General features: G+C 65.0%; 13 protein-coding genes and 2 pseudogenes. 2 read left to right on the forward strand and 13 right to left on the reverse strand.

The features are described from left to right. Positions 1–119 precede the first annotated feature (119 nt). The 6 genes from AAG092_RS03770 to AAG092_RS03795 form a co-directional block, all read right to left on the reverse strand. Positions 120–641: a DUF6586 family protein gene (locus tag AAG092_RS03770; protein ID WP_373388603.1), complete on the reverse strand. Its 522-nt coding sequence runs from the start codon at positions 639–641 to the stop codon at positions 120–122. Positions 642–712: 71 nt separating this feature from the next. Then, on the reverse strand, positions 713–3,322 hold the full coding sequence (topA, locus tag AAG092_RS03775; RefSeq protein WP_373388604.1) for a type I DNA topoisomerase: 2,610 nt from the start codon (positions 3,320–3,322) through the stop codon (positions 713–715). 90 nt (positions 3,323–3,412) lie between these two features. Further along, positions 3,413–3,667: a DUF1653 domain-containing protein gene (locus tag AAG092_RS03780; RefSeq protein ID WP_021700518.1), complete on the reverse strand. Its 255-nt coding sequence runs from the start codon at positions 3,665–3,667 to the stop codon at positions 3,413–3,415. Positions 3,668–3,729: 62 nt separating this feature from the next. Then, positions 3,730–4,905: an acetyl-CoA C-acyltransferase FadA gene (gene fadA / locus AAG092_RS03785; RefSeq protein WP_110682611.1), complete on the reverse strand. Its 1,176-nt coding sequence runs from the start codon at positions 4,903–4,905 to the stop codon at positions 3,730–3,732. A 30-nt stretch (positions 4,906–4,935) separates the two neighbouring features. Continuing rightward, a complete protein-coding gene (gene fadB, locus AAG092_RS03790; protein ID WP_373388605.1) occupies positions 4,936–7,083 on the reverse strand; it encodes a fatty acid oxidation complex subunit alpha FadB in 2,148 nt (715 codons plus the stop codon). A 334-nt stretch (positions 7,084–7,417) separates the two neighbouring features. Next, positions 7,418–7,855 (reverse strand): hypothetical protein, encoded by a 438-nt coding sequence (locus AAG092_RS03795; protein WP_373388606.1) that lies wholly within the window; start codon positions 7,853–7,855, stop codon positions 7,418–7,420. 84 nt (positions 7,856–7,939) lie between these two features. On the opposite strand from AAG092_RS03795, the gene AAG092_RS03800 reads away from it, so the two are divergent. Continuing rightward, on the forward strand, positions 7,940–8,383 hold the full coding sequence (locus AAG092_RS03800) for a universal stress protein (RefSeq protein ID WP_373388607.1): 444 nt from the start codon (positions 7,940–7,942) through the stop codon (positions 8,381–8,383). 28 nt (positions 8,384–8,411) lie between these two features. Here the strand turns inward: AAG092_RS03800 and AAG092_RS03805 are convergent, their stop codons facing one another. Together AAG092_RS03805 and AAG092_RS03810 are read right to left on the reverse strand one after the other, a co-directional pair. After that, positions 8,412–9,098 (reverse strand): hypothetical protein, encoded by a 687-nt coding sequence (locus AAG092_RS03805; RefSeq protein ID WP_373388608.1) that lies wholly within the window; start codon positions 9,096–9,098, stop codon positions 8,412–8,414. 75 nt (positions 9,099–9,173) lie between these two features. Further along, a complete protein-coding gene (locus tag AAG092_RS03810; protein WP_373388609.1) occupies positions 9,174–11,084 on the reverse strand; it encodes an ATP-binding cassette domain-containing protein in 1,911 nt (636 codons plus the stop codon). A 157-nt stretch (positions 11,085–11,241) separates the two neighbouring features. Here AAG092_RS03810 and AAG092_RS03815 point away from each other — a divergent pair, with 157 nt between their 5' ends. Further along, positions 11,242–13,170 carry a transglycosylase SLT domain-containing protein gene (locus AAG092_RS03815; RefSeq protein ID WP_373388610.1) on the forward strand — a complete coding sequence of 643 codons (1,929 nt, stop codon included), beginning with the start codon at positions 11,242–11,244 and terminating at the stop codon, positions 13,168–13,170. A gap of 72 nt (positions 13,171–13,242) precedes the next feature. On the opposite strand, the gene AAG092_RS03820 is transcribed toward AAG092_RS03815, so the two are convergent. From AAG092_RS03820 to AAG092_RS03840, 5 genes and pseudogenes are all read right to left on the reverse strand, one after another. Next, positions 13,243–13,839 (reverse strand): tRNA-uridine aminocarboxypropyltransferase, encoded by a 597-nt coding sequence (locus AAG092_RS03820; RefSeq protein ID WP_373388611.1) that lies wholly within the window; start codon positions 13,837–13,839, stop codon positions 13,243–13,245. A gap of 42 nt (positions 13,840–13,881) precedes the next feature. Beyond that, positions 13,882–14,859 (reverse strand): annotated as a pseudogene (locus AAG092_RS03825) (methyl-accepting chemotaxis protein); the annotation flags it as partial. A 309-nt stretch (positions 14,860–15,168) separates the two neighbouring features. Further along, positions 15,169–15,447, reverse strand: a pseudogene (locus tag AAG092_RS03830) (PAS domain-containing protein); the annotation flags it as partial. Positions 15,448–15,599: 152 nt separating this feature from the next. After that, positions 15,600–17,327, reverse strand: a complete 1,728-nt coding sequence (gene aceK, locus AAG092_RS03835) for a bifunctional isocitrate dehydrogenase kinase/phosphatase (RefSeq protein WP_373388612.1) — start codon at positions 17,325–17,327, stop codon at positions 15,600–15,602. A gap of 447 nt (positions 17,328–17,774) precedes the next feature. After that, positions 17,775–19,073 (reverse strand): dicarboxylate/amino acid:cation symporter, encoded by a 1,299-nt coding sequence (locus AAG092_RS03840; RefSeq protein WP_373388613.1) that lies wholly within the window; start codon positions 19,071–19,073, stop codon positions 17,775–17,777. Positions 19,074–19,215 lie beyond the last annotated feature (142 nt).

Here is a 19,215-nt window from a genome sequence, read left to right on the forward strand (position 1 = left end):
CCTAGCCCGCAGGCCGACGGGAGGCCTACGGAAGCGCTGGCCACGGGATGCTCTAGCTGCCTGTAATATGCGCGCTAGAGCCTTGCATGATTACCGCGCAACCGCTCAGCAGCAGGACTTCAGCACTCGCTGAGTGACTCACGGTAACGCAGCACCAGTTGTTTGAGCTGCTGGCGCCAGCCTTCCAGCTCCGCATGCCCCAGCCGAGGCGCCTCCTCGGCCTCCAGGCTGACCGTCTGGATCAGCGGCAGGGTCGGGTCGACCTTGGCCGTCTTCGGTGTCTGCGGCGGCTCGAACAGCGCGGCATAGGCGGCCAACAGCCGCGCCAGCCAGCTCTCCGGCTGAGCGGCGATCTCCATCAGCTCGGCGAGCTCGGGTGTCGGGGAACGCTGCAGGACCTCCTGATTCAGCAGCAGCTCGACACGAGGCGCGCGAGCCTCCGCCAGCTTGTAGTAGTCAGCAATCTCGTGACACAGCCCCAGCACGGCCCCATAGAGATGGAACAGCACGGCCTCGCGCTCAGACTGCATCAGCGCCTGGGCATTCATGGCCTCGCCGGCCTCGGCTTTGCGCAGACTCTCCAGCGCCAGGCCGGCGAAGAAGATCTTCTGATTGGTGCGGGTATAGGGCTCGTGAGCCATGACCTACTCCTCGACTGCGAGAGCGGAACATGCCGGGTGCATGGGCACCCGGTATCAGAGGGCAACAGAGATCAGCGCTTGTCTTCGACCTTCCACTTGCCGCCATCGAAGAAAGCGCGCCAGCCGGTGGGCTTGCCGTCCACCTCGCTCTGCACATACTGCTCCTTGGTCTTGCGGCTGTAGCGGATCACCGCCGGACGGCCATCGGGATCCTTGGCAGGAGCTTCCAGCAGGAAGTGGTACTTGGGATCGATCTCGTCCTTGTGCGGGATCAGTTCCAGCACCAGCGGTGCGCGGGTCTCGCGGTTCTTGGGGAAGCCGCTGGCGGCGAGGAACAGGCCGGAAGCTCCGTCACGCAGCACGTAAGTGTCGTCGACCTTCTCGCACTTGAGTTCAGGCATCGGCACCGCATCCATCTTCGGCGGCGCCGCCTCGCCGTTCTTCAGCAGCTTGCGGGTGTTCTTGCAGCTGGCATTGGTGCAACCGAAGAACTTGCCGAAACGACCAGTCTTCAGCTGCATCTCGCTGCCGCACTTGTCGCACTCCAGGCTCGGACCTTCGTAGCCCTTGATGCGGTATTGGCCCTGCTCGATCTCGTAGCCGGCGCAGTCCGGGTTGTTACCGCAGATATGCAGCTTGCGGGTCTCGTCCAGCAGATAGGCGTCCATGGCCGTACTGCAGATCGGGCAGCGGTGCTTGCCCAGCAGCACGCGGGACTCAGACTCGCCCTCGTCGTCCGCGGCGATCTCGTCGCCCGGGATCAGGTTGAGGGTGGCCTTGCAGCGCTCCTTCGGCGGCAGCGCATAGCCGGAGCAGCCGAGGAATACACCGGTGGAGGCGGTACGGATCATCATCGGCCGGCCACAGTCGCGACAGGCGATATCGGTCGGAGTCGGCTGGTTGGCACGCATGCCCTTGTCCGCCGTCTCAGCCACTTCGAGCTTTTTCTTGAAGTCGCCATAGAATTCGTCGAGCAGGTGCTTCCAGTCGCGCTCGCCCTGGGCCACGTCGTCCAGATGCTCCTCCATGGCGGCGGTGAAGCCGTAGTCCATGAGGTTGGCGAAGCTCTCGTCGAGGCGCTCGGTGACGATGTCACCCATCTTCTCGGCATAGAAGCGACGGTTGTGTACGGTGACGTAGCCGCGCTCCTGGATGGTGGAGATGATCGCCGCATAGGTGGACGGGCGGCCGATGCCGCGCTTCTCCAGCTCCTTGACCAGGCTGGCTTCGGAGAAGCGCGCCGGCGGCTTGGTGAAGTGCTGGCTGGGGTCGAGCTTGAGCAGCTTGAGCGCCTCGCCTTCCTTCATCTCCGGCAGTACGTCGTCTTCGCCCGGCTTGCTCTGTTGCGGCAGCACGCGGGTGTAGCCGTCGAACTTGAGGATGCGGCCCTTGGCACGCAGTTCGAAGCCACTGGCCGCCACGCTGACGCTGGTGGACAGGTATTCGGCCGGCGGCATCTGGCAGGCCACGAACTGGCGCCAGATCAGCTCATACAGACGCTCGGCGTCACGCTCCATGCCGGACAACTGGGTCGGGCGCAGGTTGACGTCGGACGGGCGAATCGCCTCGTGCGCCTCCTGGGCGCCCTCCTTGCTGGAGTACAGGTTCGGCTTGGCCGGCAGGTATTTCTGGCCAAACTCGCTGTCGATGAAACCGCGCACCATGTCGATGGCGTCGTTCGACAGGTTGGTCGAGTCGGTACGCATATAGGTGATGTAGCCGGCCTCGTAGAGACGCTGGGCCATCATCATGGTCTTCTTCACGCCGAAGCCGAGACGATTGCTCGCCGCCTGCTGCAGGGTGGAGGTAATGAAGGGCGCGGACGGTTTGCTCGAGGTCGGCTTGTCCTCGCGCTTGACCACGCTGTAGCTGGAGGCCTTGAGCTTCTCCAGCGCCGCCATGGCTTGGGCTTCATTCAGCGGCTTGAAGGCCTCACCGTTCTCGCGGACCACCTCGAAGCGCACCTTGTCGCTCTTGGCGGTGCCCAGGTCGGCGTGCACTTCCCAGTATTCTTCCGGGACGAAGGCGCGGATTTCCTTCTCGCGCTCCACCACCAGCTTCACCGCCACCGACTGCACGCGACCGGCGGAGAGGCCACGGGCGATCTTGGCCCACAGCAGCGGCGAGACCATGTAGCCCACCACGCGATCGAGGAAACGGCGCGCCTGCTGCGCATTGACCCGGTTGATGTCCAGCTCGCCGGGCTGGGAGAAGGCCTCCTGGATGGCCTTCTTGGTGATCTCGTTGAACACCACGCGCTTGTAGCGGCTGTCGTCGCCGCCGATGGCCTCGCGCAGGTGCCAGGCGATGGCCTCCCCTTCGCGGTCCAAGTCGGTTGCGAGGTAGATGGTGTCGGCATCCTTGGCCAGGCGGCGCAATTCCTCGATCACCTTCTCCTTGCCGGGCAGGATCTCGTACTTGGCTTTCCAGCCATGCTCGGGATCGACGCCCATGCGCGCGAACAGCTGACGCTTGGCCTTCTCCTTGGGCGATAGGGCCGGCGCCTCGGCAGCCGCGGCCTTGCCGCGCTTGGCCGGCTCCTTGCTGGCACTGGCGGAACCGCTGGTGGGCAGGTCACGAATATGGCCGATGCTCGACTTCACCACAAACTGGTTGCCCAGGTACTTGTTGATGGTCTTGGCCTTGGCCGGGGATTCCACGATGACCAGCGATTTGCCCATGGACTGGAGAATTCCTGAATACGAAAAAGAAAGAATAAGCGGCGGGAGCCTATCAAGGCACCGCTATATATAGTGGCTGTCGAGTTGCGGTCAAGCGCGATTCCCGGCAGCCCCCTGCCCGATCACTGCCGGTTCGGCCTCGATCAGAGCAAAGCGCGGCACCGTCTCGCCGTCCAGTTCGACCGTGCCACAGAACATCTCCAGTGGCCGCACCCACAGGCCGAAATCGCCATAGAGCGCCTGATAGACCACCAGCCACTCCTCGCTTTCCGAATGGCGCGCGGTACCGAACACGCGGTACTGCGGGCCCTTGTAGTGACGGTAGAGACCGGGTTGCAGTTGCATGGGAGTTCTCCTGAAAAACAAAAACCGGGGCACAAGGCCCCGGTCTTCGCATCGACTAACGCTTAGACGCGTTCGAAGATGGTGGTGATGCCCTGGCCGAGACCCACGCACATGGTGGATACGCCCAGAGTACCGCCGTTCTGCTTCATCACGTTCAGCAGGGTGCCGGAGATACGCGCACCGGAGCAGCCGAACGGGTGGCCCAGAGCGATGGCGCCGCCGTGCAGGTTGACCTTCTGCTCCATCTTGTCGAGGAGTTTCAGGTCCTTCAGCACCGGCAGAGCCTGGGCAGCGAAGGCTTCGTTCAGTTCGACGTGGTCGATGTCGTCCATGGTCAGGCCGGCACGCTTGAGTGCCTTCTGAGTGGACGGAACCGGACCGTAGCCCATGATCGCCGGATCGACACCGGCCACGGCCATGGCGCGAACCACGGCCATCGGCTGGATGCCCAGGTCCTTGGCGCGCTGGGCGCTCATGACGATCATGCAGGAAGCGCCGTCGGTGATCTGCGAGGAAGTACCCGCAGTCACGGTGCCGCCTTTCGGGTTGAACGCCGGCTTCAGGGCCGCCAGGCTTTCCAGGGTGGTCTCCGGACGAATGGTTTCGTCGAAGTCGAACACCTTGAGGAAGCCGTTCTCGTCGTAGCCCTGCATCGGGATGATTTCATCCTTGAACTTGCCTTCGACGGTGGCCTTGTGCGCCAGACGGTGAGAACGCTCACCGAAGGCATCCTGCTGCTCGCGGCTGATGCCGTGCATCTTGCCCAGCATCTCGGCGGTCAGACCCATCATGCCCGAAGCCTTGGCGGCATACAGGGACAGGTGCGGGTTCGGATCGACGCCGTGCATCATGCCGACGTGGCCCATGTGCTCCACACCGCCGACGACGAACACGTCGCCGTTGCCGGTCTGGATGGCCTGCACGGCGGTGTGCAGGGCGCTCATGGAGGAACCGCACAGACGGCTGACGGTCTGGCCGGCGCTGGTGTGCGGGATCTGGGTCATCAGCGACGCCATGCGCGCGATGTTCCAGCCCTGCTCCAGGGTCTGGTTGACGCAACCCCAGATCACGTCTTCGACTTCAGCCGGGTCCAGCTTGGTGTTACGCGCCAGGACGCCGCTGATCAGGTGTGCCGACATGGTCTCGGCACGGGTGTTGCGGTGCATGCCGCCCTTGGAACGACCCATCGGGGTACGACCGAAGTCGACAATGACTGCGTCTCTCGGATTCAGGCTCATATTTCTACTCTCGCTCTGTTCGCTGCGCGATTAACCGAAGAACTTCTGGCCCTTGGCGGCCATTTCACGAAGCTTGGCGGTCGGGTGGTACAGGGCGCCCAGCTCGGCGTACTTGTCGGCCAGGGCGACGAACTCGGCCACACCGATGGAATCGATGTAACGCAGAGCACCACCGCGGAAGGGAGGGAAGCCGATACCGTAGATCAGGCCCATGTCGGCCTCAGCTGCGGTCTCGACGATGCCGTCTTCCAGGCAACGAACGGTTTCCAGGCACAGCGGGATCATCATGAAGTTGATGATGTCCTCATCGCTCAGCTCGCGCTGCTCGACGACGATCGACTTCAGCAGCTCGTAGGCGGCCGGGTCGGAGACTTTCTTCGGCTTGCCGCGCTTGTCGGTCTCGTAGGCGTAGAAGCCCTTGCCGTTCTTCTGGCCCAGGCGGTTGGCTTCGTACATCACGTCGACGGCGGTCTTGCCTTCAACGCCCATGCGGTCCGGGAAGCCTTCGGCCATCACGTCACGGCCGTGGTGGCCGGTGTCGATGCCGACCACGTCGGACAGGTAGGCCGGGCCCATGGGCCAGCCGAACTTCTCCATGACCTTGTCGATGCGCACGAAGTCGACGCCGAAGCCCAGCAGCTTGGAGAAGCCACCGAAGTACGGGAACAGCACGCGGTTGACCAGGAAGCCGGGGCAGTCGTTGACCACGATCGGGTTCTTGCCCATCTTCTTGGCGTAGGCCACGGTGGTGGCAACGGCCACGTCGCTGGACTTCTCGCCACGAATGACCTCAACCAGCGGCATCATGTGCACCGGGTTGAAGAAGTGCATGCCGACGAAGTTTTCCGGACGCTTGAGGGCCTTGGCCAGCAGGTTGATCGAGATGGTGGAGGTGTTGGAGGCCAGGATGGCATCTTCCTTCACCACGCCTTCCACCTCGGCCAGCACGATCTGCTTGACCTTCGGGTTCTCGACCACGGCCTCGACCACGATGTCGACGTTGCCGAAGTCACCGTAGGACATGGTCGGGCGAATGGCGTTCAGTGCCTCGGCCATCTTGGCCGGAGCCATGCGGCCCTTCTCGACGCGCTTGCCGAGCAGCTTGGAGGCCTCGTTCAGACCCATCTGGATACCCTCTTCGCGGATATCCTTCATCAGGATCGGGGTGCCCTTGGAGGCCGACTGGTAGGCGATGCCGCCACCCATGATGCCGGCGCCGAGTACGGCAGCCAGTTTCACGTCGCGAGCGATCTCGTCATGCTGCTTGGCCTTCTTCTTCAGTTCCTGGTCATTCAGGAACAGACCGATCAGGCTCTCGGCAACGGAGGTCTTGGCCAGCTTGACGAAGCCAGCGGCCTCGACTTCCAGGGCCTTGTCGCGACCGAAGTTGGCGGCTTTCTGGATGGTCTTGATGGCTTCGACCGGAGCCGGGTAGTTCGGGCCGGCCTGGCCAGCGACGAAACCCTTGGCGGTTTCGAAGGCCATCATCTGCTCGATGGCGTTGAGCTTGATCTTTTCCAGCTTGGGCTGACGCTTGGCCTTGTAGTCCAGCTCGCCGGAGATGGCGCGCTTGACCAGGTCCAGAGCGGCGTCCTTGAGCTTGTCGGCGGCAACCACGGCGTCGACGGCACCCACTTTCAGGGCGTCGGCAGCCTTGTTTTCCTTACCGGAAGCAATCCACTCGATGGCGTTGTCGGTACCGATCACGCGCGGCAGGCGCACGGTGCCGCCGAAGCCCGGGTAGATGCCCAGCTTGACTTCCGGCAGGCCGATCTTGGCGCTCTCGGCGGCAACGCGGTAGTCGCCGGCCAGGCACATCTCGAAACCGCCGCCCAGGGCGATGCCGTTGATGGCGATGACGGTCGGAACGGCCAGGTCTTCGAAATCGCTGAAGATCTTGTTGGCTTCGAGGTTGCCGGCAACCAGCTCTTCGTCGGGCAGCTTGAAGTTGTCGACGAATTCGGTGATGTCGGCGCCGACGATGAACACGTCTTTGCCGCTGGTGACGATTACGCCCTTGATCGAACCGTCGGCCTTGATGGCATCCACGGACTGACGCAGCTCGGTCAGGGTGAGACGGTTGAACTTGTTAACGGACTCACCCTTGAGGTCGAAATTCAATTCGACGATGCCGCCCTCAAGAGCCTTAACCGTGATGGCTTTACCTTCGTAAATCATCAACTGATCTCCACGGTATGGAAGCTGGACTGTACACATCGGAGCCAACCGGCCGGGGCCGCTCTAGGCATAGAGCCGTCGAGCATAGCCCCAATCGATCCGACACACCCGCCGACGCGATAATCGGGCTGTAAAGGCGCTGCCTTGAGAGGCGAAACGCTCGATTCATACGCCCGTTTGATTTGGGTGGGCGTACATTCAGTGAAAACCCGGCAATTGTCAATTGCCCGTCACGGGCGCCCCAAATGAGCGCAACGTCACAGAGTGACCGGATTCACTCGAAAAGCCACGAAAAACCCATGCAAACCCCGCGCTAGAGCCTCTGCACTATCACTCAGGCCAGGGCGGCGAGCAGCTCGGCAATCCTCTGCAGCTCCGCTTCGCCACCTCGCTCCCCCCAGTACAACGCCACCATCTGCGGCCCAGCCTCGACCTTGTAGACATCGGCCGGCAGGGTCTGCAGATGCGCCAGCAGCACGGCGTCGACGCAAGGCTCGCGCCACTGGTTGCACCACTGCCCGGGTGCAGTCTGCCAGTAGCTCCAGCTATCGCTGCGCCCGGCACGCCGCCCCCGGTAATACTGCGCGCAGTTGTCCGGTGCCGAACCGCTCAGCCAGTGCGGCCACTCCTGCTGGCTGAGCTGCATGCCCAGCCCCATTCGGCGCGCCGCCAGGCGCTGCGCCATCTGTCCGCTCTGCCGGCGCGAGGGCCGCAACCAGACCAGCGGGCTGAGGGCGACGGCGACCATCAGAAGCACTATCCACCAGGTCATTTGGGTCACTTTATGGAAAAGCCTGTGTTATGAAGGGAGCAACGCCATACTGCAAGTACGACCATTGGAGTGGAGGAGACTCAGATGCCCTACCAGCACATCCTGATCGCCGTCGACCTGACCGATGAATGCCACCCGGTTGCCGAGCGCGCGCTGGCCATTGCCGCCAGCAGCGGCGCCAAGACCTCGCTCGTGCACATCGTGGAGCCGATGGCCATGGCCTTCGGCGGCGACGTGCCGATGGACCTGTCGATGCTGCAGCAGCAACAGTTCGACCAGGCCCGCGAGCGGCTCGACACCTTCGCCGGGCGCTACCCGCAGCTGGGCGCGGAACAGCGCCACCTGGCCTACGGCCAGCCGCGCCAGGAAATCCATCGACTGGCCGAGGAACAGGGCTGCGACCTGATCGTGGTCGGCAGCCACGGTCGCCACGGCCTGGCCCTGCTGCTCGGCTCCACCGCCAACGACGTGCTGCACGGCGCCCCCTGCGACGTGCTGGCGGTACGCCTGAAAAAACCCAAGGAGTGAGGAAAGGCCCGGCAACGGGCCTGGTCCGTTATTCCTGGACTTCGCCGGCGCTCATCACCAGCGGGCGGATCTTCTGCAGCTGCGTCTCCATGGACACCGTCATGCTCGACGACATGGAGAAGAAGGTGAGGAAGGCCTTGAGGTTGGAATCGCCCTCGCAGACATCGTGAATGCGCTGCCAGAAGGCCTGGTTGACCAGCTGCAGCTGCTGGAACTGCTTGACCAGCCCCTTCAGTTCCCAGTCAGGGCGACGCCCTTCGCGGAAGTTGAAGTACTGCCGGGTCAGGTACAGGGAGATGGTGCGCAGGATGAACTCCTGGCTGCTGGCGAACGGCAGGTGGTTCTGCGCCATCGGCTTGAGCTTGCCCAGCACCGGGCAGGCGCTGGTGGCCATGATCACGCCGAGCAGAGAACGCAGCCCTTCTTCCAGGCCGACCTGCTTGCTGTACTCGCGCTCAGGGGTGCGCACCCACACCTGGGCCTTCTTGAAGGCCGGCAGACCATGGAAATCCTCGATCACCCGGTGCAGGTCGACCGCCGCCGGGCAACGGCTGAACTCGTCTCTCTTCAGTGGGCAGTTGCTGCACTGGTTGTGTTCCAGGCGCGTCCACTTGGGGGTTTCTTCCGCACTCCGGGGGTCGTACTGACGGTCCAGCTCGATCCTGTAGCTGAACTGATGGTTGTCATCCAGAGTGATGCGGTACTCAATCGCCATGCATGTCTCCGACAGGCTTAATGCGGTCCCGCCGTGGCTCCGTCACCCACGGGCGACGTATCAGCAGCGGGCCTCTCAGGCTTCCAGTTCGGCCCAACGCTCCAGCAGTTGGTCCAGTTCTTCTTGTAGGCGTTGCAGGCGCTCCAGGGCGACTCCGGTGATGGCCGGGGCCTGCTGGTAGAACGCCGGGTCGGCGATCTGTGCCTGCACTTCCGCCAGCTGGGCCTCCAGGGCGTCGATCTGCCCGGGAATGGCATCCAGCTCACGCTGCAGCTTGTAGCTGAGCTTCTTCTTCGCGGCCGGGGCCGCTGCACTTTCCTGCGCCGGCGCCGCTTCTGCCGGCGCGCTGGCTTCGGTCTTGGCCGGCTTGGTTTCGCCGACTCCCAACAGCTTGGGCGAGCCGCCCTGGCGCAACCAGTCCTGGTAGCCGCCGACGTACTCGCGCACCCTGCCCTCGCCTTCGAAGACCAGGGTGCTGGTCACCACGTTGTCGAGGAAGGCCCGGTCGTGGCTGACCATCAGCACGGTACCGGGGAAATTCAGCAGCACCTCCTCGAGCAGCTCGAGGGTTTCCACATCCAGGTCGTTGGTCGGCTCGTCCAGCACCAGCATGTTGGCCGGCTTGCTGAACAGCTTGGCCAGCAGCAGGCGCGCCCTCTCCCCCCCGGACAGCGCCTTGACCGGCGTGCGCGCACGCTGCGGGCTGAACAGGAAATCGCCGAGGTAGCTCAGTACATGACGGCTCTGACCATCGATGGCGATGAAGTCGCGACCTTCTGCGAGGTTGTCGATCACCGTCTTTTCCAGGTCCAACTGATGGCGCAACTGATCGAAATACGCCACTTCCAGCTTGGTCCCTGCCACTATCGTGCCACTAGTAGGCTGCAGATCGCCAAGCAATAGTTTCAATAGGGTGGTTTTGCCGGTGCCATTGGCGCCGAGCAGGCCGATGCGATCGCCGCGCTGCAGCACCAGGGAAAAGTCGCGGATCAGCGCCGCTCCCCCTGGATGCGCAAAACTGACATTTTCCGCCACTATCACCTGCTTGCCGGACTTCTCCGCGGCCTCCAGCTGGATGCTCGCCTTGCCCTGGCGCTCGCGCCGCTCGCTGCGCTCCTGGCGCATGGCCTTGAGCGCACGCACGCGGCCCTCGTTGCGGGTGCGGCGGGCCTTGATGCCCTGGCGAATCCACACCTCTTCCTGGGCCAGGCGCTTGTCGAACAGCGCATTGGCGCTCTCCTCAGCCGCCAGCTGCTGCTCCTTGTGCACCAGGAAACTGGCGTAGTCGCCGTTCCAGTCGATCAGATGGCCGCGATCCAGTTCGAGGATGCGCGTGGCCAGGTTCTGCAGGAAGGAACGGTCGTGGGTGATGAACAGCACGGCGCCGCCGAAGCCCAGCAGCGCCTCTTCCAGCCAGGCGATAGCGCCGATGTCGAGGTGGTTGGTCGGCTCGTCGAGCAGCAGCAGGTCCGGTTCGGCCACCAGCGCCTGGGCCAGCAGCACGCGCCGGCGCCAGCCGCCGGAGAGCTCAGCCAGGGTCTTGTCCGCCGGCAGCTGCAGGCGGCTGAGGGTGCTCTCCACCAGTTGCTGCAGGCGCCAGCCATCCTTCGCCTCCAGCTCCTGCTGAACCCGGGTCAGCTTGCTCAGGTCATCGTCACCCTGGATGTGCAGGCTCAGGTGGTGGTATTCGGCGAGCAGCCGGCCGACATCGGCCAGGCCCTCGGCGACCACGTCGTACACCGTGCGTTCGTCGGCGCGCGGCAGCTCCTGTGGCAGCTCGCCGATCTTCAGCGCCGGAGCGCGCCAGATCTCGCCGTCGTCGGGCATCTGGTCGCCCTTGACCAGGCGCAGCATGCTCGACTTGCCGGTGCCGTTGCGCCCGATGATGCACACCCGCTCGCCCCGCGCGATCTGCCAGGAGACCCCGTCCAGCAGCGGCATGGCGCCGTAGGCCAGGGAAACGTCGGAGAACTTGAGCAGGGTCATGGGGGGTACCTAGTGAGACGGGGCGCGCATTCTAACCGAGTTGCAGGGCGCACAGGCTGCGGCAAAGCGCCAAGCATTCTCGCGCCTTGCGCAAAAGGCTAAGCTAGCCCTATCGAGAGCCTTGCGCTCGTCTTCGTTTCTTCTGCCCGGATGTGTCATGCGCCGCCCTCTGTTCTGCCTGCTTTCCGCCCTGCTCTCCTGCACCTTCGCCCTGTCCAGCGCCCAGGCCGCCAGCCTGGCCCAGCAACGGCAGATGTACGACGAAGCCAAGCGTGCCCTGGCCAAGGGCGACAAGGGCCCCTACCTGCGCTACGCCAGCGCCCTGCGCGACTATCCACTGGAGCCCTACCTGGCCTACGAGGAGCTGACCGCACGTCTGAAATGGGCCAGCAACGACGAGATCGAGGCCTTCCTCACCGAGCACGGCGACCTGCCCCAGGCCGGCTGGATGAAGCTGCGCTGGCTGCGCTGGCTGGCCGAGCGCGGCGAATGGCAGACCTTCGCCAACCACTACGACCCCAGGCTCAACTTCACCGAACTGGACTGCCTGCACGGCCAGTACCTTTACAAGCAGGGGCTGCAGGCCGAGGCGCGCGCCGCGGCGGAGAAGCTGTGGCTGGTCGGCAAATCCCAGCCCGAAGCCTGTGACACCCTGTTCAACACCTGGCGCGCCGATGGCCAGCTCACCGAGGAGCGCCGCTGGCAGCGCGCCAAGCTGGCCGCCGAGGCGCGCAACTACGGCCTGGCCAGCTATCTGGTGAAGGGCCTGCCGAGCCTGGGCAAGCAGGGCCAGCTGATGCTCGAGGCGGCGCAGAAGCCGCAGATGATGAGCCAGACCGCGCGCTTCGCCCCGGCCGACCGCCACATGGCCGACGCCGCCGGCCTCGGCCTGCGCCGCCTGGCACGCCAGGATCCGGAGAAGGCCCTCAACCTGCTGCAGGTCTATGCCGCCAAACTGCCCTTCTCCGCCGAGGAGAAGGTCGCCATCGCCCGCGAAATCGGCCTGACCCTGGCCAAGCGCTTCGATATCCGCGCTCTGCAGGTCATGGCCCAGTACGACCCCGAGCTGCGCGACAACACGGTGTCCGAATGGCGCGCCCGCCTGCTGCTGCGCCACGGCCGCTGGGACGAGGCCTACCAGCTGACCAGCCGCCTGCCGGCGGACCTGGCCGGCACCAGCCGCTGGCGCTACTGGCAGGCGCGCAGCCTGCAACTGGCGCAACCACAGGGCCAGCAGGCCATCGCCCTGTACCAGCCGTTGGCCAAGGAACGCGACTTCTACGGTTTCCTCGCCGCCGATCGCATCGAGGTGCCCTACAGCCTCAACCACAAGCCGATGGCCATCGACCCGCAGCTGATGCAGAGGGTGCGCAACACCGCCGGCATCCGCCGCGCCCTGGAATTCCACGACCGCGGCCAGATCGTCGACGGCCGCCGCGAGTGGTACCACGTCAGCCGCCTGTTCAGCCGCGAGGAACTGGTGGCCCAGGCCCGCCTGGCCTACGACAAGGGCTGGTACTTCCCGGCGATCCGCACCATCAGCCAGGCGCAGTACTGGGACGACCTGGACATCCGCTTCCCGATGGCGCACAAGAACAGCCTGACCCAGCAGGCCAGGCTGCGCGGCCTGCACTCCAGCTGGGTATTCGCCATCACCCGCCAGGAGAGCGCCTTCATGGCCGACGCCCGCTCGCCGGTCGGCGCCATGGGCCTGATGCAGCTGATGCCGGCCACCGCCAAGGAGACCGCGCGCAAGTTCGGCATTCCGCTGGGCAACCCGCAGCAGGCGCTGATACCGGAGAAGAACATCCAGCTCGGCGCCGCCTACCTGAGCCAGGTACATGGCCAGTTCAACGGCAACCGGGTGCTCGCCTCGGCTGCCTACAACGCCGGCCCCGGCCGCGTGCGCCAATGGCTGCGCGGCGCCGACCACCTGTCCTTCGATGTCTGGGTGGAGAACATCCCCTTCGACGAGACCCGCCAGTACGTGCAGAACGTGCTGTCCTACTCGGTGATCTACGGCGACAAACTCGGCGCGCCGCAGAAGCTGGTGGACTGGCACGAACGCTTCTTCGACGATCAGTGACGACACAGCGGGCGCCCAAGGGCGCCCGTTCTGTTTGGTGAGTTCGCAGCAGGCGTCCGCGGCTTTGGCCAGTCAGGGCTGGCGCAGGTGGTTGCGCCTGTAGGTGTCCTCGCCCATCGCCGCGATCTGCCCCTCGATCAGCGCCTCGAACGGGCGCAGCAGCTCGGCGAAACAGGCCGGCGCCTCCTGCAACTCGAGCGCCGCGACTATCGCCTCGATGGTCGCCAGCGCGCCCTCCGCCGGCGCCTTGCGCAGGCGGTAGCGCGAACTCAGCCCGGACGGCAGGCAGACACGCGGCAACTGCGCCAGCTGCGGATTGAGGTGCAGCAGCTTGCGCGCCTTGCGCCAGGTGCCATCGGGCACCACCAGCAGCAGCGGACGCGCATCGGCCGCTGACGGCGCCAGCGGCAGTACCTGCGCCGTCTCACCGGGAAACAGCAGGCAGGCGCGGTAGGCGGGATCGAAGTGCAGATCGGCGAACACTTCACCCACCTGCAGTTCTGCGTTTTCCAGGCCCAGCGCCGCCAGGCGGGCCGTGTTCAGCGCGTGGCCGACCTCGTCCGGGTGCTGCAGGATCAGCACCCGGGTACGGCTCGGCAGACGCGGAATCAGGTGGCACAGGCAGTGTTTCAGCGGGCGGGCACAGCGCTCGCAGCGCGCTCGGGACATGGCGGCATTCCTCCGGGCGCGCAGTGTGCCATAGCGCCCGGATCAGCGGTTGAAGCGCTCCGCCAGGCTATGCAGGTACTCGGCCATCTGCTCCAGCTCCTGGCTGATGCCGACTCCCTGCTGGGCCTGGCCGGCGCTGTGGTCGGAGAGCTGGGCGATGCGGGTGATCTGCCGGCTGATGTCCTCGGCGACATGCGCCTGCTGCTCGGAAGCGGCGGCCATCTGCTGGCTCATGCCGGTGATGCGGCTCACCGCCTGACTGATGCCGTCCAGCGCCTCACGCACCGCCTCGACGCTGCGCACGCTGTCGCGGGAGATTTCCTCGCCGCGGCTGGCGGTGTTCACCGCCTTGTCCGCGCCATTGCGCAGGGAAGAGATGATCTGGTGAATCTGCTCGGTGGACTCGCGGGTACGCCCGGCCAACGCACGCACCTCGTCGGCCACCACGGCGAAGCCGCGGCCCTGCTCGCCGGCGCGTGCCGCCTCGATGGCGGCATTGAGCGCCAGCAGGTTGGTCTGCTCGGCGATGGAGGTGATCACGTCGGCGACGCTGCCGATGGACTGGGTCGAGGCGGCCAGCTCGTTGACCGCCTGGCCGATCTCGTGCACCGCATCGGCCATCTGCCGCATGGCCTGCAGGCTGCCGCCCGCCAGGTCGCGCCCCTGCAGGGCCAGACGGTCGGCCTCCTCGGCCGCATGCGAGGTGTTCTGCACGTTGTGCGCCACCTCCTGGATGGTCGCCGCCATCTGGTTGATCGCCGTGGCCGACTGGTCCGTCTCGCTGCGCTGCTGCTCCAGCAGGTCGGCGCCGGAGCGCGACAGCTCGGCGGACTGCGCCGCGCGCCGGCGCACGTTCTCGCCGGCGTCCTCCAGGCGCGTGAGGGCGGTCTGCAGGCGCGCCTCCTCGCTGATCATGGCCATGTCCAGCAGGGCCTGGGCACCGCGGTTGTCACTGTAGGTCAGGGCCACCAGGGCGCTGGTAAAGGCCTTGGGATGCTCGGCCAGAGTGCGCCGGATCAGCTGGCGCTTGCTGTACAGCTGGTAGGAGCCGAGGGCGAACATCACCGCGACGATGAAGGCCAACAGCCAGGGACCACTCAGCAGCGAATGGCTAGCCACTATGACCAGCCCGGCCAGAATCAGCGGCCAGGAGCGCAGCAGGTCGTAGGTCCAGTATTCGATCATCGGCACCGGCGGCTTGCCGGCGCGCAGGCGGGCGTATAGGGCCTCGGCACGGCGCTTCTGCGCCTCGCTGGGCACCGAGCGCACCGACTCGTAGCCGGCCAGCTTGCCGTTTTCATAGATGGGCGTGACATAGGCGCTGACCCAGTAGTGGTCACCGTTCTTGCAGCGGTTCTTGACGATGCCCATCCAGGGTTTGCCCTGCTTGATGGTGTCCCACATGTGCCCGAACACCCCCGGCGGCATGTCCGGGTGACGCACGATGTTGTGCGGCTGGCCGACCAGTTCCTCACGGGAAAAGCCGCTGATGGCGACGAAGGCGTCGTTGACGTAGGTGATCTTGCTGTTGAGGTCGGTGGTGGAAATCAGGCGCTCGGCATCGGTGAAGGTGCGCTCGCGCTGGGTCACGGGCAGGTTCTGGCGCATAGGCAGACCGTCCTTGGGGAAATATGGGGGTGGTGGTTATTACTTCCAGGTCTTACACATCTCAGGTCTAGCACATCCGTACCAAACCGGCATAAGGCCACCACTGCCCCGACAATCTCCCGACAAACGGTATGGCTATAGCCGCGGACGGCTCAGACGATCAGGTCCGCCTTGCGCCGGTAGGGGAACACGTCGATCACCTTGCCGGCACGGATCGCCTCCTGCAGCCCCTGCCAGTATTCGGCGGTGTAGAGATCGCCGTGCAGCTGGTTGAACAGGCGGCGCTGGCCGAGATCGGCGAACAGGAAGCGCGGGAACTCCTCGGGGAACACGTCGTTCGGCCCCACCGAGTACCAGGGCTCGCCGGACATCTCGTCCTCCGGGTAACGCGGCGGCGGGATGCGCCGGAAGTTCACCTCGGTCAGGTAACTAATCTCGTCGTAGTCGTAGAACACCACGCGGCCGTGACGGGTGACGCCGAAGTTCTTCAGCAGCATGTCGCCGGGGAAGATGTTGGCCGCCGCCAGCTGCTTGATGGCCAGGCCGTAGTCCTCCAGCGCCTCGCGCACCTGGGCCTCGTTGGCGTGCTCCAGGTAGATGTTCAGCGGGGTCATGCGCCGTTCGGTCCAGCAGTGGCGGATCAGCACGGTATCGCCGTTCTCGATCTGCACGGTGGACGGCGCCACCTCCAGCAGCTCGGCCAGGCACTCGGGGTCGAACTTGGCCAGCGGGAAGCGGAAGTCGGAGAACTCCTGGGTGTCGGCCATGCGCCCGACCCGGTCGACGCTTTTGACCAGGCGGTACTTCTCGATCACCGTGTTGCGGTCGACGTTCTTCGACGGCGAGAAGCGGTCCTTGATGATCTTGAACACGGTATTGAAGCCCGGCAGGGTGAACACGCTCATCACCATGCCGCGCACGCCGGGGGCCATGATGAACTTGTCGTCGGTGCCCGCCAGGTGGTTGATCAGCGCACGGTAGAACTCCGATTTGCCGTGCTTGTAGAAGCCGATCGAGGTGTACAGCTCGGCGATGTGCTTGCCCGGCAGGATGCGCTTGAGGAAGCCGATGAACTCCGCCGGGATCTCCACCCGCACCATGAAGTAGGAACGGGTGAAGGAGAAGATGATCGACACTTCCGCCTCGTCGGTGATCAGGGTGTCGATCTGCACGCCCTGCCCTTCGCGGTGCAGCAGCGGGAACACCAGCGGCCACTGTTCGTCGGGGGTGAAGATGCGCCCGACCAGGTAGGCGCCCTTGTTGCGGTACAGGGTCGAGGAGAACAGCTCGATGGTCAGCTCCTGGTCCTTGCACACCCAGTCCGGCAGGTTGGCGCGCAGCTGCTGCTCCAGCCTGGCCAGGTCGCGGTCGAGGTCCTCGAAGGGCACGCTGTAGCTGTAGTCGGTGAAGATCTGCCGCAGCGCCTGGTTGAGGTCGCCACGCGGATGGTAGCTGCGGGTCTGCGGCGTGCGCTCGTGGGGGCGCAGCGAGGGCCGGGTGGTGTGGATGAACATGCAACCGTCGCTGATCTGGTCATGGCTGAACAGGCCGCAGAAGATCGAGTTGTACCAGGTCTCGGCCAGCTCGTCGTCGTTGCGCAGGTCGATCAGGCCGATGTAGGCACTCTTGGCCAGCGGCCACAGGTCGATGTCCAGCAGCAGCTCATCGCTGAAGGCCTGGCGCAGGCGCTCGCTGACCTCAGCCACCTTCTCCTCGTACAGGTTGATGCGCGCCGCCGAGGCGCGCTGGGCCTCCTGCCACTGGGCCTGCTCGAAACGGGCGCGGGCACCGTTGGTGATCTCGCGGAAGTGCGCGCGATAGTCGTCGAAGCCATCGAGGATCATTCGGGCGATATCGGCGGCCGGCCGTTGCTGCGACATGGGTAAGCCTCTGCTGCATGTGCGGAAGGCCGAGCTTAGCCAGTGCCGCGGCCGAGGAAAAGCCGCCACGGGGATGAGTCTTCCCGGTCAGTTTGCGAACGGCAAAAAAACAGGCGATGCCGGGGTGGTCATCGCCTGAAAGGCTCTCGGGTCGAGCAGAAACGCAGAATGCCGCGCCGGCCAGCGCCGGGGCGGTTCAACAATAGAGGCAGGAGGTCGGTGCGAGGCGCGCAACCCCGGACGGGGTCGGGTGCGGGGCGGTCGACATGGCATCCATTCCAGAGTCGTTGCACAGGCCGACAGTTATGCCCGAAGGCGCGAGGCGGCGCCGCAATCATCGCTCAGGGCTGTGAGGGCCGTCATGCTTTGTCTCGCACAAAGAAAGCCCGCCGCGAGGACGGGCCAGGAGAGTGCCGCCCCGCTGTCAGGGGCGACCGAGAAAGGGCATCAGGCGGTTTCGCGGGCAGCGACGGCCTCGACCAGCGGCTTGCCGCCCTCGGCCAGTTCGCGCTGCAGGGTGCTCTCGTCGAGCTGCTTGCACCACTTGGCGACCACCAGGGTGGCCACGCCGTTACCGATCAGGTTGGTCAGGGCGCGGGCCTCGGACATGAAGCGGTCGATGCCGAGGATCAGCGCCAGGCCGGCCACCGGCAGATGGCCCACAGCCGAGAGCGTGGCGGCCAGCACGATAAAGCCGGAACCGGTCACTCCCGCGGCGCCCTTGGAGGCGATCAGCAGCACCGCCAGCAGGGTCAGCTGGTGGGTGATGTCCATCGGCGTGTCGGTGGCCTGGGCGATGAACACGGCAGCCATGGTCAGGTAGATCGAGGTGCCGTCGAGGTTGAAGGAGTAGCCGGTGGGGATCACCAGGCCGACCACCGACTTGTTCGCCCCCAGCTTCTCCATCTTGGTCAGCATGCGCGGCAGGGCCGACTCGGAGGACGAGGTGCCCAGCACGATCAGCAGTTCCTCGCGGATGTACTTGATGAACTTGAGGATGCTGAAGCCGTGGGCACGGGCGATGCCACCCAGCACCACAAGGATGAAGAAGGCGCAGGTGATGTAGAAGCACAGCATCAGCTGGCCCAGTTGCACCAGCGAACCGACGCCGTACTGGCCGATGGTGAAGGCCATGGCGCCGAAGGCACCGATCGGGGCGACCTTCATGATCATGTTGATGATGCCGAACATCACCTGGGCGATGCGGTCGATGAACTCCAGCACCGGCTTGCCGTAGTCGCCCATGCGCTGCAGGGCGAAGGCGAAGATCACCGAGAAGAACAGCACCTGCAGGATGTCGCCGTTGGCGAAGGCGCCGACCACGGTGGACGGGATCACGTTGAGCAGGAAGGCCACGGTGCTCTGCGCCTCGCCGGCCTTGGCGTAGGCGGCGATGCTGCTGGCGTCCAGGGTGCTCGGATCGACGTGCATGCCCACGCCCGGCTCGGCCAGGTTGACCACCACCAGGCCGATGACCAGGGCCAGGGTGGAAACGATCTCGAAGTACAGCAGCGCGTAGCCGCCGGTCTTGCCCACCGCCTTCATGTCCTGCATGCCGGCGATGCCGCTGACCACGGTGCAGAAGATGATCGGCGCAATGGCCATCTTGATCAGCTTGACGAAGCCGTCGCCGAGCGGCTTCAGCGCCACCCCGGTTTCCGGATAGAAGTGGCCGAGCAGGATACCGATGGCGATGGCCACCAGGACCTGGACATACAGGCTCTTGTAGAAGGGTTTGCGGGTCATGGCAGTTCCTCGCTCGCCGCCTCGGCCACCCTGGTGGGGTGATCGCTCGGCTACTCAAAGTGCTAGCCCTCCTGCACGGGAGGGATTTCTTGTAAGCGCCCCGACCTGGGGGCTGACGCACCTATCGCAAGCGCTGTGCCAT

The sequence above is a fragment of the Pseudomonas alcaligenes genome, assembly GCF_041729615.1.
GTDB lineage: Bacteria > Pseudomonadota > Gammaproteobacteria > Pseudomonadales > Pseudomonadaceae > Aquipseudomonas > Aquipseudomonas alcaligenes_B.

Coding starts and splice junctions, on each gene's coding strand:
- AAG092_RS03840 (WP_373388613.1), bottom strand. CDS start 19,073: ATGACCCGCAAACCCTTCTACAAGAGCCTGTATGTCCAGGTCCTGGTG.
- fadA (WP_110682611.1), bottom strand. CDS start 4,905: ATGAGCCTGAATCCGAGAGACGCAGTCATTGTCGACTTCGGTCGTACC.
- topA (WP_373388604.1), bottom strand. CDS start 3,322: ATGGGCAAATCGCTGGTCATCGTGGAATCCCCGGCCAAGGCCAAGACC.
- AAG092_RS03770 (WP_373388603.1), bottom strand. CDS start 641: ATGGCTCACGAGCCCTATACCCGCACCAATCAGAAGATCTTCTTCGCC.
- aceK (WP_373388612.1), bottom strand. CDS start 17,327: ATGTCGCAGCAACGGCCGGCCGCCGATATCGCCCGAATGATCCTCGAT.
- AAG092_RS03815 (WP_373388610.1), top strand. CDS start 11,242: ATGCGCCGCCCTCTGTTCTGCCTGCTTTCCGCCCTGCTCTCCTGCACC.
- AAG092_RS03810 (WP_373388609.1), bottom strand. CDS start 11,084: ATGACCCTGCTCAAGTTCTCCGACGTTTCCCTGGCCTACGGCGCCATG.
- AAG092_RS03795 (WP_373388606.1), bottom strand. CDS start 7,855: ATGACCTGGTGGATAGTGCTTCTGATGGTCGCCGTCGCCCTCAGCCCG.
- AAG092_RS03800 (WP_373388607.1), top strand. CDS start 7,940: ATGCCCTACCAGCACATCCTGATCGCCGTCGACCTGACCGATGAATGC.
- AAG092_RS03780 (WP_021700518.1), bottom strand. CDS start 3,667: ATGCAACTGCAACCCGGTCTCTACCGTCACTACAAGGGCCCGCAGTAC.
- AAG092_RS03820 (WP_373388611.1), bottom strand. CDS start 13,839: ATGTCCCGAGCGCGCTGCGAGCGCTGTGCCCGCCCGCTGAAACACTGC.
- fadB (WP_373388605.1), bottom strand. CDS start 7,083: ATGATTTACGAAGGTAAAGCCATCACGGTTAAGGCTCTTGAGGGCGGC.
- AAG092_RS03805 (WP_373388608.1), bottom strand. CDS start 9,098: ATGGCGATTGAGTACCGCATCACTCTGGATGACAACCATCAGTTCAGC.